Source organism: Fusibacter sp. (assembly GCF_057447755.1).
Genome location: NZ_JBVBZF010000062.1, coordinates 1 through 14,335 on the forward strand (window position 1 = coordinate 1; position 14,335 = coordinate 14,335).

At 38.4% G+C, this 14,335-nt stretch carries 13 protein-coding genes; 11 read left to right on the forward strand and 2 right to left on the reverse strand.

Annotated features, from left to right (window positions below; translation table 11 throughout):
- The 3 genes from AC220I_RS09755 to aroD all read left to right on the forward strand — a co-directional run.
- Window positions 1-149 (forward strand): SDR family oxidoreductase (locus tag AC220I_RS09755; protein WP_486723646.1); only part of this gene is annotated, 149 nt, incomplete at its 5' end.
- A 385-nt stretch (window positions 150-534) separates the two neighbouring features.
- Window positions 535-1,350 (forward strand): shikimate kinase, encoded by an 816-nt coding sequence (locus AC220I_RS09760; RefSeq protein WP_486723634.1) that lies wholly within the window; start codon window positions 535-537, stop codon window positions 1,348-1,350.
- 42 nt (window positions 1,351-1,392) lie between these two features.
- Window positions 1,393-2,157 (forward strand): type I 3-dehydroquinate dehydratase, encoded by a 765-nt coding sequence (gene aroD / locus AC220I_RS09765; protein WP_486723635.1) that lies wholly within the window; start codon window positions 1,393-1,395, stop codon window positions 2,155-2,157.
- A gap of 125 nt (window positions 2,158-2,282) precedes the next feature.
- On the opposite strand, the gene AC220I_RS09770 is transcribed toward aroD, so the two are convergent.
- Window positions 2,283-2,678 carry a pyridoxamine 5'-phosphate oxidase family protein gene (locus tag AC220I_RS09770; RefSeq protein WP_486723636.1) on the reverse strand — a complete coding sequence of 132 codons (396 nt, stop codon included), beginning with the start codon at window positions 2,676-2,678 and terminating at the stop codon, window positions 2,283-2,285.
- Between the two features lie 129 nt (window positions 2,679-2,807).
- Between AC220I_RS09770 and AC220I_RS09775 the strand changes: the two genes are divergently transcribed.
- The 8 genes from AC220I_RS09775 (at window position 2,808) to AC220I_RS09810 (ending at window position 12,752) form a co-directional block, all read left to right on the forward strand.
- Entirely contained in the window at window positions 2,808-3,161 is a 354-nt protein-coding gene (locus AC220I_RS09775; RefSeq protein WP_486723637.1) for a winged helix-turn-helix transcriptional regulator, read from the forward strand.
- Window positions 3,162-3,506: 345 nt separating this feature from the next.
- Window positions 3,507-4,085, forward strand: a complete 579-nt coding sequence (locus tag AC220I_RS09780; RefSeq protein WP_486723638.1) for a PadR family transcriptional regulator — start codon at window positions 3,507-3,509, stop codon at window positions 4,083-4,085.
- A gap of 81 nt (window positions 4,086-4,166) precedes the next feature.
- Window positions 4,167-7,253, forward strand: a complete 3,087-nt coding sequence (locus AC220I_RS09785) for an alpha-mannosidase (protein WP_486723639.1) — start codon at window positions 4,167-4,169, stop codon at window positions 7,251-7,253.
- A 248-nt stretch (window positions 7,254-7,501) separates the two neighbouring features.
- Window positions 7,502-9,505 (forward strand): methyl-accepting chemotaxis protein, encoded by a 2,004-nt coding sequence (locus AC220I_RS09790; protein ID WP_486723640.1) that lies wholly within the window; start codon window positions 7,502-7,504, stop codon window positions 9,503-9,505.
- Window positions 9,506-9,703: 198 nt separating this feature from the next.
- Window positions 9,704-11,011, forward strand: coding sequence for an HD domain-containing phosphohydrolase (locus AC220I_RS09795; protein WP_486723641.1), 1,308 nt, complete (start codon window positions 9,704-9,706; stop codon window positions 11,009-11,011).
- A gap of 28 nt (window positions 11,012-11,039) precedes the next feature.
- Window positions 11,040-11,909 (forward strand): substrate-binding periplasmic protein, encoded by an 870-nt coding sequence (locus AC220I_RS09800; RefSeq protein WP_486723642.1) that lies wholly within the window; start codon window positions 11,040-11,042, stop codon window positions 11,907-11,909.
- 95 nt (window positions 11,910-12,004) lie between these two features.
- Window positions 12,005-12,316 (forward strand): hypothetical protein, encoded by a 312-nt coding sequence (locus AC220I_RS09805; RefSeq protein WP_486723643.1) that lies wholly within the window; start codon window positions 12,005-12,007, stop codon window positions 12,314-12,316.
- 298 nt (window positions 12,317-12,614) lie between these two features.
- Entirely contained in the window at window positions 12,615-12,752 is a 138-nt protein-coding gene (locus AC220I_RS09810) for a hypothetical protein (protein WP_486723644.1), read from the forward strand.
- A gap of 49 nt (window positions 12,753-12,801) precedes the next feature.
- Here AC220I_RS09810 and AC220I_RS09815 read toward each other — a convergent pair.
- Window positions 12,802-14,335, reverse strand: a 1,534-nt coding sequence (locus AC220I_RS09815; RefSeq protein ID WP_486723645.1) for a methyl-accepting chemotaxis protein, incomplete at its 5' end; no start/stop codon positions are given.

The following is a 14,335-nucleotide window of genomic DNA, read 5'->3' on the forward strand; positions in this document are numbered from 1 at the left end:
ATCATAAGCAACATCCCTCTGGTAGAGTAGGAAAACCGTCTGATATCTCAAGTGCTTGCTTGTTTCTCTGTGAACCAGAAAATGACTTTATCAATGGTGCGAATTTAATTATTGATGGTGGCATGACTAAAAAAATGATTTATGACTAATGGCCGTGAGTGCTAAACAAGGTCTGTAATATTGATAAAAATAGGACCTACAAGGTTCTAATTTTCCTTGAAATGGTTGACAAGCTAAACTTCAATAGCCTATAATGCTAATAATATCATTATCGATACGAAATTATGAAGGTGGATCCTATGCTAAATAGTGAAATGTTAAAAATAAGTTCAAATAGTTTTTATTATTTCTTTTACTGGTGCTTTTTCTTTTATGGCACTGGTTATTTTGCATACAACAAATTCATATACTCAAGATGAACATTCTTGGAGTGAACAAAATCGGATAATATATCAAATCAAATTATGACAATAAACCGAAGGTGTTTCTTTAAGAAGCACCTTTTTTTAATTTCAATAGAAATGGGGATATTAAATGGATAAGCTGAAAGAATTGCGGTCTGAAGTTGACCAGTGCGATCGTGAACTCGCAAAAATACTTGAAAAAAGGCTACATATTATCATGGAAATTATGCGTGAAAAAAAGGATTTGGGTATTCCGATCTTTAACAAAGACCGAGAAAGGGAAGTTATCCAACGAATTGGAGATTATGTGGTGTCTAGTGAACTTAAAGAGGAGATCAAAAATATTCATACGCATGTTCTCAGAAGCTGTAGACGTATTCAATCTAAGAAACTCTTTCCTTATCACATTGTTTTGGTAGGTTTCATGGGGAGTGGCAAAACCACAGTTGGAAAAGAGCTTGCCAAGATGTTGGCCATGGATCAAATTGACATTGACAAAGTGATCGAAGATCGAACAAAGATGACCATCTCTCAAATATTTGAAACTCATGGAGAACCCTACTTTAGAGAATTAGAGTTTAAAACAGTGGAAGAAATGAGTCAACACAAAAACATTATTATCTTCTGTAGTGGTGGCGGCACGGTGCTTAATGAGAAAAACGTTGACAATCTTCGAAAAAACGGCGTTATCATATGGCTCAAAGCAAGTCCAGAAGCGATTTATAAACGTGTATGTGAAGAAAACACAAGACCGCTTTTAAAGAATGGTATGACTTTGGAACGCATAGAATCAATTTTGAATTCTCGTATGGCACTATATGAAAATGCAGCAGATATTACAGTTGATACTGACGAAAAAAGCGTACAAGATATTGGCCTTGAAATCGTAGAAAAGTTAATGCGATTGGACTTAGATAGGGCTTTACCCAACATTTACGAGCTTTAAAACCGTAATGAACTCGAAAATAAAATTGAAGAGGGGTTTAAAATGAAAGTAGTAAAGGTGAAGGATATTGTCATCGGAGATGGTATGCCTAAAATTGCAGTCCCTATTGTTGAGAAAACCAAAACAGATATTATTCAAAAAGCAGCTTATATGGAAGGCTTAAACATTGATGTTGTTGAATGGCGTGTGGATTTTTTTGAGGATGCACTGGACATTACAAAGGTGGTGGATACTTTAAGAGAAATGAGAGTGGTCATGCCTTCAAAACCAATCCTTTTCACTTTTAGAAGTCAAAAGGAAGGCGGTGCAAAAGCAATAAGCATGCCTGATTATACACGCCTCAACGCAGAGGCAGCTAAAAGTGGTTGTGCAGACATTATTGATGTTGAGATTTTTTCAGGAGATGATGTCGTCAAAGAAAATATTGAATTGATCCACAAGTATGGGATTTTTGTCATCGCATCGAATCATGAGTTTACGATGACACCATCTGTCGATGAAATTTTACAAAGACTCTTAAAAATGCAAAATATGGATGCTGACATTTGTAAGATTGCAGTCATGCCCACTAGCAACAAGGATGTATTGACACTTCTTGAAGCTACAAGTGAAATGTATGAAAAACATGCGGACCGCCCTCTAGTGACCATGTCAATGTCGGGTAAGGGATTGATTAGTAGGCTAAGTGGTGAGCTTTTTGGCTCAGCATTGACCTTTGGAGCGATTGGACAAACCTCAGCCCCTGGTCAAATACAAGTTGATCATTTAAAAGAGGTCCTTAATATTATGCACCAGGCCCTTAAATAAAGTGAAATAGGACCGCCTTGAGAAAATAGAGAAGGCAAAGTTTAAGCTGAAGCTTTTCATTTAAAGAGTCAACTCTTGTCAAATAAAGAGTCAATTCTTGTCAAAGTGAAATGCTCCAGCTTTTATTAAAATGAAAATGTTTCAATGATACCTTTAACAGACGAAATTGTAGCACTACCACTTTCAAAACGCATTACTGCAAACTTGCCATCTTCGGCACTGTACATCGTCTTTAGAAAAGGGACAGCTTCTAGTGCGAATGCTTTAGCTTCAATTCGATCATCGTGTGAAACAAGTCCTGTTAAACGAATCCACTGTCCCTCCTTATTCATACCAGATAATTCGATTTTAGGATTGACAAGCATTTGCTTAAAACATGCCTTTTGGTTGTTTGTTGCGGTATAGAGTTTACCCTCGTATTCAAAGACAGCTCCGAAAGGTCTTACTCTTGGTTGATCACCTTCTACAGTTGCCAAGTAAAAAACGCCACATTCTTGTAAAAACTCAAGTGATTTCTTCATTTTAATTGCGCCTCCGTTTCAAATTTGTTATGATAAATCATAGGGAAATAATATCATGTATAAAAATAATATCAAGTACGATTTTTTGCTTTTGTTAGTATACAAAAGATACTGTAGGAGGCAATTTTAATGGGTAATCATAAAATGCAAACTGAGTTAGAGGATCTCTTTGGCAGATGTCCTTATGTTACGGCCCAAAAGGTCTTTTCTGGCAAGTGGTCAATTCTAATTTTGTATTATTTAAATGAGGGGACCCTTAGATATGGTGAGTTACAGCGAAGGTTGAGTGACATTTCGCAACCAACTTTGACAAAGCAATTGAGAATGCTTGAGGAGTTTGGACTTATAAGCAGACATGTGTACTCTGAGGTTCCGCCTAGAGTAGAGTATTCACTTACTGATTTGGGTCAGGCTTTCAATCCTGTTCTTGAACAGTTCAAGGCCTGGGGGGAGCTTTATATAAAATCACTTGAATCAGAATAGTTTGATTTTAAAGATAGAACCTTAAATAAACCCTTAAATAAATAGAGTCTTATATAAATAGTGCCTTCAGGTTTTGAGGGTGCTATTTTTTATAACCAATCGTTTTAAACTTAAGCTGTGATGATGCCCTTTAATCTAAAAAAGCCTCCCCAAAATTGCTTTGAGTAATCATAAAATCCTGTTTGACGAGTATATCAATTAGATATATAATTTTATATATCTAATTGATATACTTCTGTTTTAGGGTATGTCACGAAATATAAAATGTATGAGCATAATCTTGATGACTTTAAAATGAGTTTAAGGATTAATTAATGAGTTTAAGGATTAATTAAGGAGGTTAATGTGGGAAGAGAGAACAAAACCATATTTGTTATATTGGGGCTCTTAAATCAAAAGCCACTTACTGGCTATGAGATTAAAAAGCGCATAGACAATGAACTCAAATATTTTTGGGACACATCTTTTGGTCAAATATACCCAACATTGTCTACATTGGAGCAAAATGGATGTGTCAGTAAGTCTGTAGAACATAATGGTCAGAGAGTGGAACGTATTATTTACACGATAACTCAAAAGGGCAGGGACAAGCTGAAGGCTTGGCTAATTTTGCCTCCGGATGTCCCCTTTATCAAGTACGAGATTCTGCTTAAACTCTATTTTGGCAGCCTCATCGATGTTCAAGAAAATATTGCAAATATCGTTGATTTCAAGCAGACTTTTGAAGACCAATTGCCGACGCTGGACTTGTTTGAATCAGAACTCGATCAAATCAAGGATCAAAATCCTGATCATTTGCATTATTTGCTTACCGTTCTCTTCGGGAAAAAGATTTACAAGGCCTATGTAGAGTGGTCTGAAGAAGCGATTGGCTTGCTTTCAGAATATCAAGATAAGAAGAATGCACAAAATACATCAGAATGATTTGTCCCAAGAATGCAATTATGCTAAAATTTTAATAGTAACAAAAGGTTAGTAAGTGATGAATGATTTTGGAGGCAAGGGATGTTGAGGATTGAGCGTACGCTTCAGACTTTAAAAAATTGGATTGAGGATACAATTGATGTTGTTGAAAAGGTTGAAATTGCAAAAGGGGATTATAAGAGCCCTGCGGAAGCAAGGCAGTCCGCATTAATTGAAGGGGTAAAGCTTCCGTGGTTTGTACATACAAAGGATGAGCGCTATTTTATAGTATTTAAATTAGAGATGCCGATTTGTGAGATTGGATATGATTATTTAATCGAAATCAGTACAGGGCGAGAGGGCGAATGGGATGCAGTGAACCCCCAGCTTCTGGCATATGTGAATGGTGAGGTTATTACGGGGTTAGATGTCAACCATACAAGTATTTATGTTAGATCAGAATGGTACGGCAAGTGCCTTGAAATCGGATTGCACCTTTATACAGGCATGGCAGAGGGGGATATCCGGTTTAGAGCAAAACTTGTCAGACGCAATCAGGTAGTCTATAAAGCTTTTCATGATTTAAGGGTGATAAAGGAGGTTTTGGATAGTCTTTCTGAAAAGAGTGAGGCGGCGGTCTTTATTAAAAATACAGTACTTGAACTCCTCTACGACCTAAGATTGAATGACCCAAATTCCGAAGCGACCCTTTTGGCAATTGATCGCCTATCTCAACAACTTGAAAATAAAATATATGGCAATACCACCTTGATGAAAGATTTCACAGTTCATGCAGTAGGGCATACACATATTGATGTTGCATGGCTCTGGGATTTAAAACAAACAAGTGAGAAAGTCACGAGAAGCTTTTCCACAGTGCTGGACCTCCAGCGAAGATTTCCTGAATACAAGTTCATGGCCAGTCAACCAGTTCTTTTAGAGATGTTAAAGTCAAAGCAACCATTGGTTTTTGCCAAGGTTAAAGAAGGACTGCAACAAAAGATGTGGGAAATGGAAGGGGCTATGTACCTAGAGGCTGATTGCAATTTAATCGGCGGTGAAGCCATGATACGTCAAATCGAAATTGGACAGAAATACTTCACATCAAATTTTGGCAGGCCATCGAAGACGCTTTGGCTTCCTGACGTCTTTGGATACAGTGCGGCACTTCCTCAAATCTTAAAGAGCTTTGGAATTAAGTTGTTTGTTACTTCTAAAATATCATGGAATGATACAACGCGTTTGCCCTATGACAGCTTTAGATGGTCTGGGATAGATGGCAGTGAAATACCAACACAGTTTATCACGACAACCTCTGTGGCAAACTTGAACAGTGGCGACCACAAGACAATCTATGAAGGCAATTGCAACGCGACAGAAGTTTTAGGCTCAGTGTTGAGACACCAACAAAGGCAGATACAACCCAATGTCATTATGCCTTTTGGTTTTGGTGATGGTGGTGGCGGTGCCAATGAACACATGCTTGAAAATGCACGAAGACTTATAAAGGGCATCCCAGGGATGCCGACCATGAAGATGTCTCATGTATCTGATTTTATTGAAGCCTTTTATCAAACCCCACCAGAAAAGCTTCCAAAATGGCAGGGCGAACTTTATCTGGAATATCATAGAGGCACCTATACCACAAATACTGGTATTAAACAAAGGCATCGCACCCTTGAAGATCAATTGAATTTTGCAGAACGGCTTCATACTTTTTTAGCCCTGAAGGACTATGAGTTGCCTCTAAATATTCAGGAAGAATGGAAGACTTTACTTCTTAACGAGTTTCACGACATATTACCCGGAACCTCAATTGGTCGTGTATACGATGAAGCCTTTGAACAGCTAAAGGTGGCAAGTAAATCAGTTACTGGTAAAGTTGACCGCTTAATACGCCCCTTTAAAACGCCTAAGCGTGAAAGAGCCATGGTCTTTAATCCCCATGGGCATACTTATTCAGGTCTTTTGAAATTTAAGTATGAAACTGATGAAACGATAAATTTTTTGGAGATTAATAAGACGCATTTTCCCGTTCAAAAAATTTGTGAGGACCACTATCTCGTATATGTATCAGACTTAAAGCCATTGAGTTTTCAGAATGTGAAACTTACAAAGGCTTCTATTCTTGAGGTCAAAAAGGTTGAAGATGAGATTAACCCTCATAACTTCTCGACGCCGTATTATGATGTGAAAATAGACCAAATGGGGCGCATAATTTCTCTGGTGGACCGAAATCGAAAAAGAGAGCTCATAAGAGCGGGCGGATTTGGGAATCGCCTTGCCTTTTATGAAGATAGACCATTGAGATGGGACGCTTGGGACATAAATCGAGATTATACCATGTTTGAAATATTGACAGAAATCCCCCCTGAAATTAAGGTGGTCGATAATGGAGTCTTAGCTTTAAGGATTGAAATAATCCACAAGTTTAGAGGGTCTGATATTATTCAAAGGCTTATTTTCTATAAATCAAGTTCTAGAATTGATTTTGAAACTCATGTAAATTGGCACGAAAAACAGGTCCTCTTAAAGGCCTTGTTCGACTTGGATATACATGCCACTGAGGTCAAATATGACATTCAATTTGGACATGTAAAAAGACCGGTGGATGAAAATAATCCGTCGAATGCAGCTATGTTTGAAGTATGTGCGGCACATTGGGGGGACCTTTCAGAGGACGACTACGGTGTAACGCTTATGAGTAATGATAAGTTTGGATACAGCTATTTGGATTCGACTTTTGGACTGAGTCTCCTTAAATCGCCAACTTGGCCTGACGAAACCTCAGATCAAGGGCAACATTTTTTTTCCTATGCCATATTACCTCATGAAGGTGATCTGACAGGGGGGAATGTTCATCAAATGGCCTTAAATTTTGCAATGCCAAGCATAATAAGGCCGGGTTATGAGGTGCCTGAAAAAATGACGCAGAGCTTGATTAAAGACCTCCCTGCAAACCTTGTGATTGAGTCAATGCGACTTCTCGATAAGGATGTTTATGAACTGCGTTTAGTTGAGCACTATAACAGAAGGGGCAAGGCTAGGATTCAATTTAATGAGTCCTTGCACAAAGTGGAGAAAATGACCCTTAATGGTGAAGTTCTCGAGTCATGTCCTCAAGTTTTAGACGGATTTGAAGTATCATTCAAGCCATTTGAAATTATAACGCTGAAAATGAGTCGATAATCCGTTTTAAAATTAACATGCCACAAGAAAAAATCAGGTTGATGTTACATGTATCTTTAGACCAGTAAGTCGGGATTATATCCCGATACCATAGAACTATCATATTATCTTCTCTCAATCCTTGAGCCTTAATTTGACGCATATACCCTGTGATTGATATAATTGTAAACGGGTATTTTATAAGTAAGGCATGTAAAAATGACAGTCAGGGTAGCATTCATTGTAAAAGGGGAAGAGGAGGATGTTTTATGAATGAAATAAAGGTTAAGCGTAGCTTGAGAAAGTCCATACTGATTATGTTCATAGCGGTCATGGTACTATCTCAGGTGATCGTTGGAACCGGCACAGCTTTAAGGGTTAGGGATGTATTTATTGAAAAACAAAAAGCCTCAGTGGACAACTTGGGGATGCAGATCGGCATATCCGTTGAGAACTATTTGTCTGGCTATGAAGGCATCATAAAAGCACTATCTGAACAACCAATCACCAAGGAGATTATGACGTCTCCAACAGCAGAGAGGGATTTATTAAAGGCACTTTCTACATTTGTAGATACCAACCCTGATATTCTCTATATCTATTTGGGCACAGAAGATAAGCGCATGGTGATGAAGCCAGATGATGACCTTGGCGATTATGATCCGAGAACCAGAGATTGGTATATAGCCGCAAAAGAGGCAGGTACGTTTATTTGGACAGACCCATATTTTGATGACACTGTTGGTGAAATGGTCGTGACAGCCTGTCAGCCAGTCTACGACAACAAGAACAAGTTTGTGGGTGTTATGGCAGCAGATATTGCATTAAGCGCACTTAATGAACAAACGAAAGATATCAAGATCGGTCTCAAGGGATATCCGATATTAGTAGATGCTAACAACATCATAATGACCCATAAGAGCGAAGACAAAATCGGTACCGAGCTGGTAACCACAGAGATAAAAGATGCTTTAGCAGATGTAAACAGCCATGGTGTTGAATACTCATATGATGAAAAGGGTGCTCAAAAGAAAAAATACGCTTCGATTTCAAGACTAACAGACGTAAACTGGGCGGTTGTTTCGACACTTTACTATGATGAAATTGAATCAGATATTAAAATGATCATTTTGCTCATTGTGGTAACTTCGCTAGTGGCCTTAGGTATTGCACTATTCATGATTATTATCTTCACATCTAAAATCAACAAGAACATCAAGAAACTAATTGATTCAATGCAAAAAGCGCGTACAGGTGATTTAGGAAGTCCTTCAAATGTGACATCAAATGATGAAATGGGTGTTTTAAGCCGTTACTTCGACGAGACGTTGGAGGATTTGAGTAAACTGGTGAAAAACATTCAAAGTGTTTCAGGTCATCTCACAACCTCATCCCAGAGTCTTGCTGCAACCAGTGAAGAAGTGAGTGCTTCTGCAGATGAAGTGGCTAAAACCGTGGAAGACATCGCCAGAGGCGCACAGGATCAGGCAAAAGATGCGGAAAATAGCGCAATGATTGCCAAATCACTTTCTGAAAAATTCGAAGATCTTAATCGTTATACAAACGATATGGTGAAATCTGCCCAGCAAACAGGCGAAGCTTATGAAGATGGTGTGGCATCTGTAAATGAACTCGGTCAAAGAAACAACGAGTCCATTAAGGCCAACAATGACATTGAACAAGCCATTCTTCAGTTGAACGAAAGAACAATTGAGATTGGGACAATATTGGATTCCATCTCAGCAATTTCTGTACAGACCAATCTTTTAGCCCTTAATGCCTCGATTGAAGCAGCGCGTGCAGGTGAGCACGGAAGAGGTTTTGCTGTGGTTGCTGAAGAAATTAGAAAGCTTGCAGAGCAGTCTGCTGAAGCAGCGGATCAAGTTAAAAATATTGTTCTCAATATACAAGAGGATGGCTCAAAGTCCGTGGATAGCATGACGTCACTTAAGGCGATTTCCACCAAGCAGAATGAAGCGGTAGTTAAGGTAATTAGTGCCTTTGACACCATTAAAAAGGCATATGAACTCATTAACCTCAACATTAAATCCATCGGCACATCTGTTGAGAGTGTGAATGAGGATAAAGAACGTATCGTGGGCAGTATCGAAAACATCTCCGCAGTGTCAGAGGAAACAGCTGCTGCATCTGAAGAAGTTACGGCATCTATGGATCAGCAAACCTTTGCGGTGGAAGAAGTTGCAAGAGCAGCTCAAGAATTGAACCAGATTTCCTTGGAGCTCAATCAGGAAATTAGCAAGTTCAAGATGTAATCGTAAATCTTATTGATATAAAATGGATATAGGACCAAAATTGATTAATATTTTAAAGGGGAAAGGCGAATTTTAGTGTAAAAGTTGCCTTTCCCTTTTTTAATGAATATGGAAGCTATAACCATTGAAATAGTAAGTGTTATAAGGTACAATTATATAAATGTTATAAAAAATTAATATTTACAATAGAGGGATAATATGAGATTTAAGAGCATCAGGGGTAGGTTAACTTTTTACATCATATTAGTCATACTAATTCTTTCTTCCTTGAGAATTGGCATGATTTATTTTGTTAAGAGTCAAAAGATGATTGAAACAATGACGGAGAATATTAATACACTTGTAGATATTGGTTCAAACTCAATCAAGAGACCACTCTGGGATTTTGATCTTAATAATGTTGAAGATATCGCCAACACATTGATTATGAATGAAGATGTTGCTGAAATCGTTATTACAGACCAAAAAGGTGTCGTTATCGTACAAAAAACCAAACTCTATAATGAACATACCCGCGATTTTTTAAGCAGATCGCGTCAGATTTTTTTCAACAATCAGCACATAGGCAACATCACCATTTCTTTTACGGATAAATTTTATAAACAGCAGAAGCAGGTGGACATTTTATACGAAATCTTTTTGGGCCTTCTGGAAATCTCATTTCTGGGATGGATTGTCCTATGGATTTCTTCAAGGATCACCAAACCACTGCTCAACTTAACTGTGGTAGCGGATAACATTGCTAATGGTAACCTTGAAAATGAGCTGATTGTCAACACAAAGGATGAAATCGGCACACTGGAAAATACAATAATTGCCATGCAAAACCAGCTAAAGGCACATATAAATGAAATTGAAATGAACCACAACGAAATACAGGCATTTTATGAAGAAACCACAGCCATGAATGAAGAACTTGAGCATTTGGTCAGTACTTTAGACCAAAACTATCAGGAGACAATTATGGCACTTGCAAATGCTATTGAAGCAAGTGACGCCTATACAAGAGGTCACTGTGAACGTGTTCAAAAATACGCACTCTTGATTGCAGAAGAGATTGGCATGAGCACACGTGAGAGACGCAACATTCACATGGCAGCAATTCTACATGATATCGGAAAAATAGGTGTGCCAATGGATATACTCAACAAGGATACACCTCTCACAAAAGAAGAGTTTGATGCCATTAAAAAGCATAGTGATATCGGTTATCAAATTATGAAAGACATTGAGTTCTTATCAGAAAGTGCTCAGATTGTCCTGCAGCATCATGAGCGGTTTGATGGTAATGGATACAATAATGGGATTTCTGGCGATTCAATTTTGTTATCTGCTCGTATCATCAGTATAGCGGATGCATATGATGCCATGACGAGTTCAAGAGCCTATAGAAAAACGCCCCTAACAAGAGAGCAGGCGATTAGTGAGTTAATTAGGGGTAAGGGCACACAGTTTGACGGCAAGCTGGTGGATGCCTTTTTGGATGTGTTAAGTTCAGAAACATAGGGATATTTAGGTTTGGGAGGTAAAAAATTTGAAAGTCAGAAACAAAATTAATCGATTGACAAATGTCCTCCTGATCATAATAAGCTTATCAACAATTTTGAGCTTCTACTATTTGAATTTGAGTCAGCAGATCAACCATGACGTCATTCCAGTAAAAACTTCAAGATATGTGCCTCCCAAGACGGTTAAAATTGATTTAACCAAGGATCATTTTATAATTGCCACAGGTGAGTATGAACCCTATGTCTATACTGAAAATGGTATCCCAAAGGGTTATGAGTATGAGATGATGGTGGCTGTTCTCGATGAGATGGGCGTTGACTATGAAATTCAGTTCATGTCTTGGGCACGTGGTCTGTATCTCTTAGAAACAGGAGAAGTCTTTGGTACATTTCCATACGCTGTTACTGAGGAAAGATCGCTGAACTATATTGCAACAGACAGCCTAATTGACGCAACCAAGAGAAGAGACTATTTTTATTATTATGATTCAGGTAAAAGTGATTTTTCATTAGAGACAATGGAAGACCTTAAAAAATACAAGGTGGGTGGTATATCAGGCTATTACTACACTCAAATTTACGATGAAATGGGCCTAGAATATGATGTTGCCATAGATGAAATGGAGTCTTTCAATAAACTTAAAGAGGGGAGAATAGATACCTTCCCACTTAATCCTAAAGTCGGAGATGCTATAATAAAGCGCTATTTTCCAAATGATAAGGACAAGTTTAAAAAGGCAAAACTTACCTTGGCAGTGGATAATCCTGGAGATCGATTAATGATCAGCAAGAGTGATCCAAGGGGGGAAGCCTTCATATTGCTTTTCAATCAAATTTTTTATAAGTTGAGGTCAAATGGGATTATTTACCAATATTATAACGATCTTATACCTTAAAATCTAACAAATTGTAAATAATGTTTTAAATTTTAATTTAACTATACTAATTTACTCGGAATTATACTATAATGTCATTAATGGAGGTGATTATTATGTATATTGCAACGAATGATGAGACTTGTGTAAAAATCCAAGAGGTTTTAGCAGCTCAAGCAGATAAGCCACAAAACATCAGAGTATTTATTGCTGGGATGGGATGTAGTGGTCCAAGCTTTGGTCTTGGTTTAGATAATCAAAATGAAGGTGATTTAGTTGAAGTAATCGGCGGTATTAACTTCGTTCTTGAAAAATCAGTATTTGATTCAGTTGGCGAAATCAAAGTAGAATGGGTAGGAAATGGTTATTCAGTACAACCAGTTAACGTTCAACCTTCTGCTTGTGGATCTTGCTCAAGCTGTGGTTAATGATTGGCATTCACTTATAAACGACTTTAACGAGTCGTTTTTGTTTACAAAAAATTAACCCCCTACTAAGGGGGTTTTTCTTTTTAATACCAGTATTTTGGGGTATAATAATACAGAAGACATATTATATTTGGAGGTTGTTATGATTTTTAAAGTAAATCAAGACACCTGCGAAAGGATTCATGAGGTTTTAAACAAACAGAAGGATAAACCTCAAGAGGTAAGAATCTATATAGCAGGCATGGGTTGAGGTGGCCCAACTTTTGGTCTAGGTCTAGATCAGTCAACAGATGAGGATTTGAAGGAAACGATTCATGGTGTCACTTTTATAATAGAGAAGTACCTTTATGAATCTATGGGTGAAATTTCAGTGAGCTGGAATGGCTATAGCTACTCTGTGTATGCCACAGGGATTGGTGCTTCAAATTGTGGATAAAAAATAGAAAGCAAGTCAAATATCCGGAAGGATATAAGACTTGCTTTTTTTAATAGGTGAACTTGGCAATACTTGCTTGCATGTCTTCGGCAAGGTGTGCTAATGCATCACACGCCTCAGCAATTTCTGCAAGTGAAGCGGTTTGTTCTTCTACTGACGCAGAAGCCTCTTGTGTGCCTGCTGCATTTTCTTCTGAAATGGCTGAGAGATTATCGATAATACCGATTATTTCATCTTTTTTAACTGAAATTGACTTTGAAGATTGGTCCAGGTTTAAAATCACTGCCCTCATCTTTTCGATCGCCACTGATATGCCTTGGAATTTGGCTTTGGTATCGTTGACGCCAACGTTTTGGTGTTCAACGCTCTCTTTGACGATGTGAACTGTTTCAACAGCTTGCCCTATCATACCTGTCAAATTACTGATGATGCCGGAAATTTCCTTCGTAAAGGCATTGGATTGCTCAGCCAGATGTCTGATTTCATCTGCTACAACGGCAAACCCTCGTCCACTTTCGCCGGCTCTTGCGGCTTCAATGGCTGCGTTTAAAGCCAGAAGATTTGTCTGTTCAGCAATATTTTCAATCATGGTGCTGGCTTGATTGATTTTAGTAGCACTCTCTTGTGTGAGCTGAATGATTTTTTCGATGGAGAGTGTTGCCTGTTTTGTCTCTTCAGCTTTAAGGAGGAGGGAATCAACTGTAACAGTGCCTTCTTCCTTCAGTTGAGTAACCACTTTCGCGGCATTGTTAAGATCCTGCATATAGGCAAAGTCATCTTCGAGGAGCTTGGCCATATCACTGATGTTAATGGCACCCTTTTCTGTTTCCATGGCTTGGTCTGTCGCGCCTAGGGCAATTTCTTCAATAGTCTTTGCAACCTCATTTGCAGTATTTGATGAAAGTTGACTGGTTGAGGATAGCTCTTCAGAAGCAGCAGCAACCTGTTCAGATGAGGTTGAGACCTCCTTAATTAAGTGAACCAGATTATTTTGCATCTCTAATAAGGATACGGCAATTTGACCTATTTCATCACTTCTCTTCTTTAAGAGATGAACCCTGTGCTTTTCATCTATATTTAGGCGATAATGTGCAAACTCGGTTAAGAGCATTGAAAGTGCCAATATTGGATTGGCTATGGATCGTCCAAGCATATAGGATGCAACGACGCCAATCAATAAGAATATAATCCCTACAATAATGAGAAATCGACTTAAGGCATAGACACCAGATAGAACATTGTTTTTATAGGTCCCAATACCGAGCTTCCAGTCGGTTCCGGGGATGCTGGTTATAGCAGTGAGTCTTTCACTGCCATTGAGTTCATAATTCGCCATCCCTTGAGGCTCCGAACCAAGTTTTCTAAGTGCTTGACCAAAGGGCTTGAGTGGGCCATTGGACTCTATATCGGCAAAGGCGTTTAATTGGCCAGTGACATAGTCCAGGTTTGGATGGGCGTAAAAAGTCGAATCTGGTCCAATGATAAAGGCATATCCGTCTTTGCCAAATGAAAGCTTATTGGTAAACTCTGTTAAAGTGGTACCATCTCTACGACCGATCAAAACACCTACGACACGGTTGCCG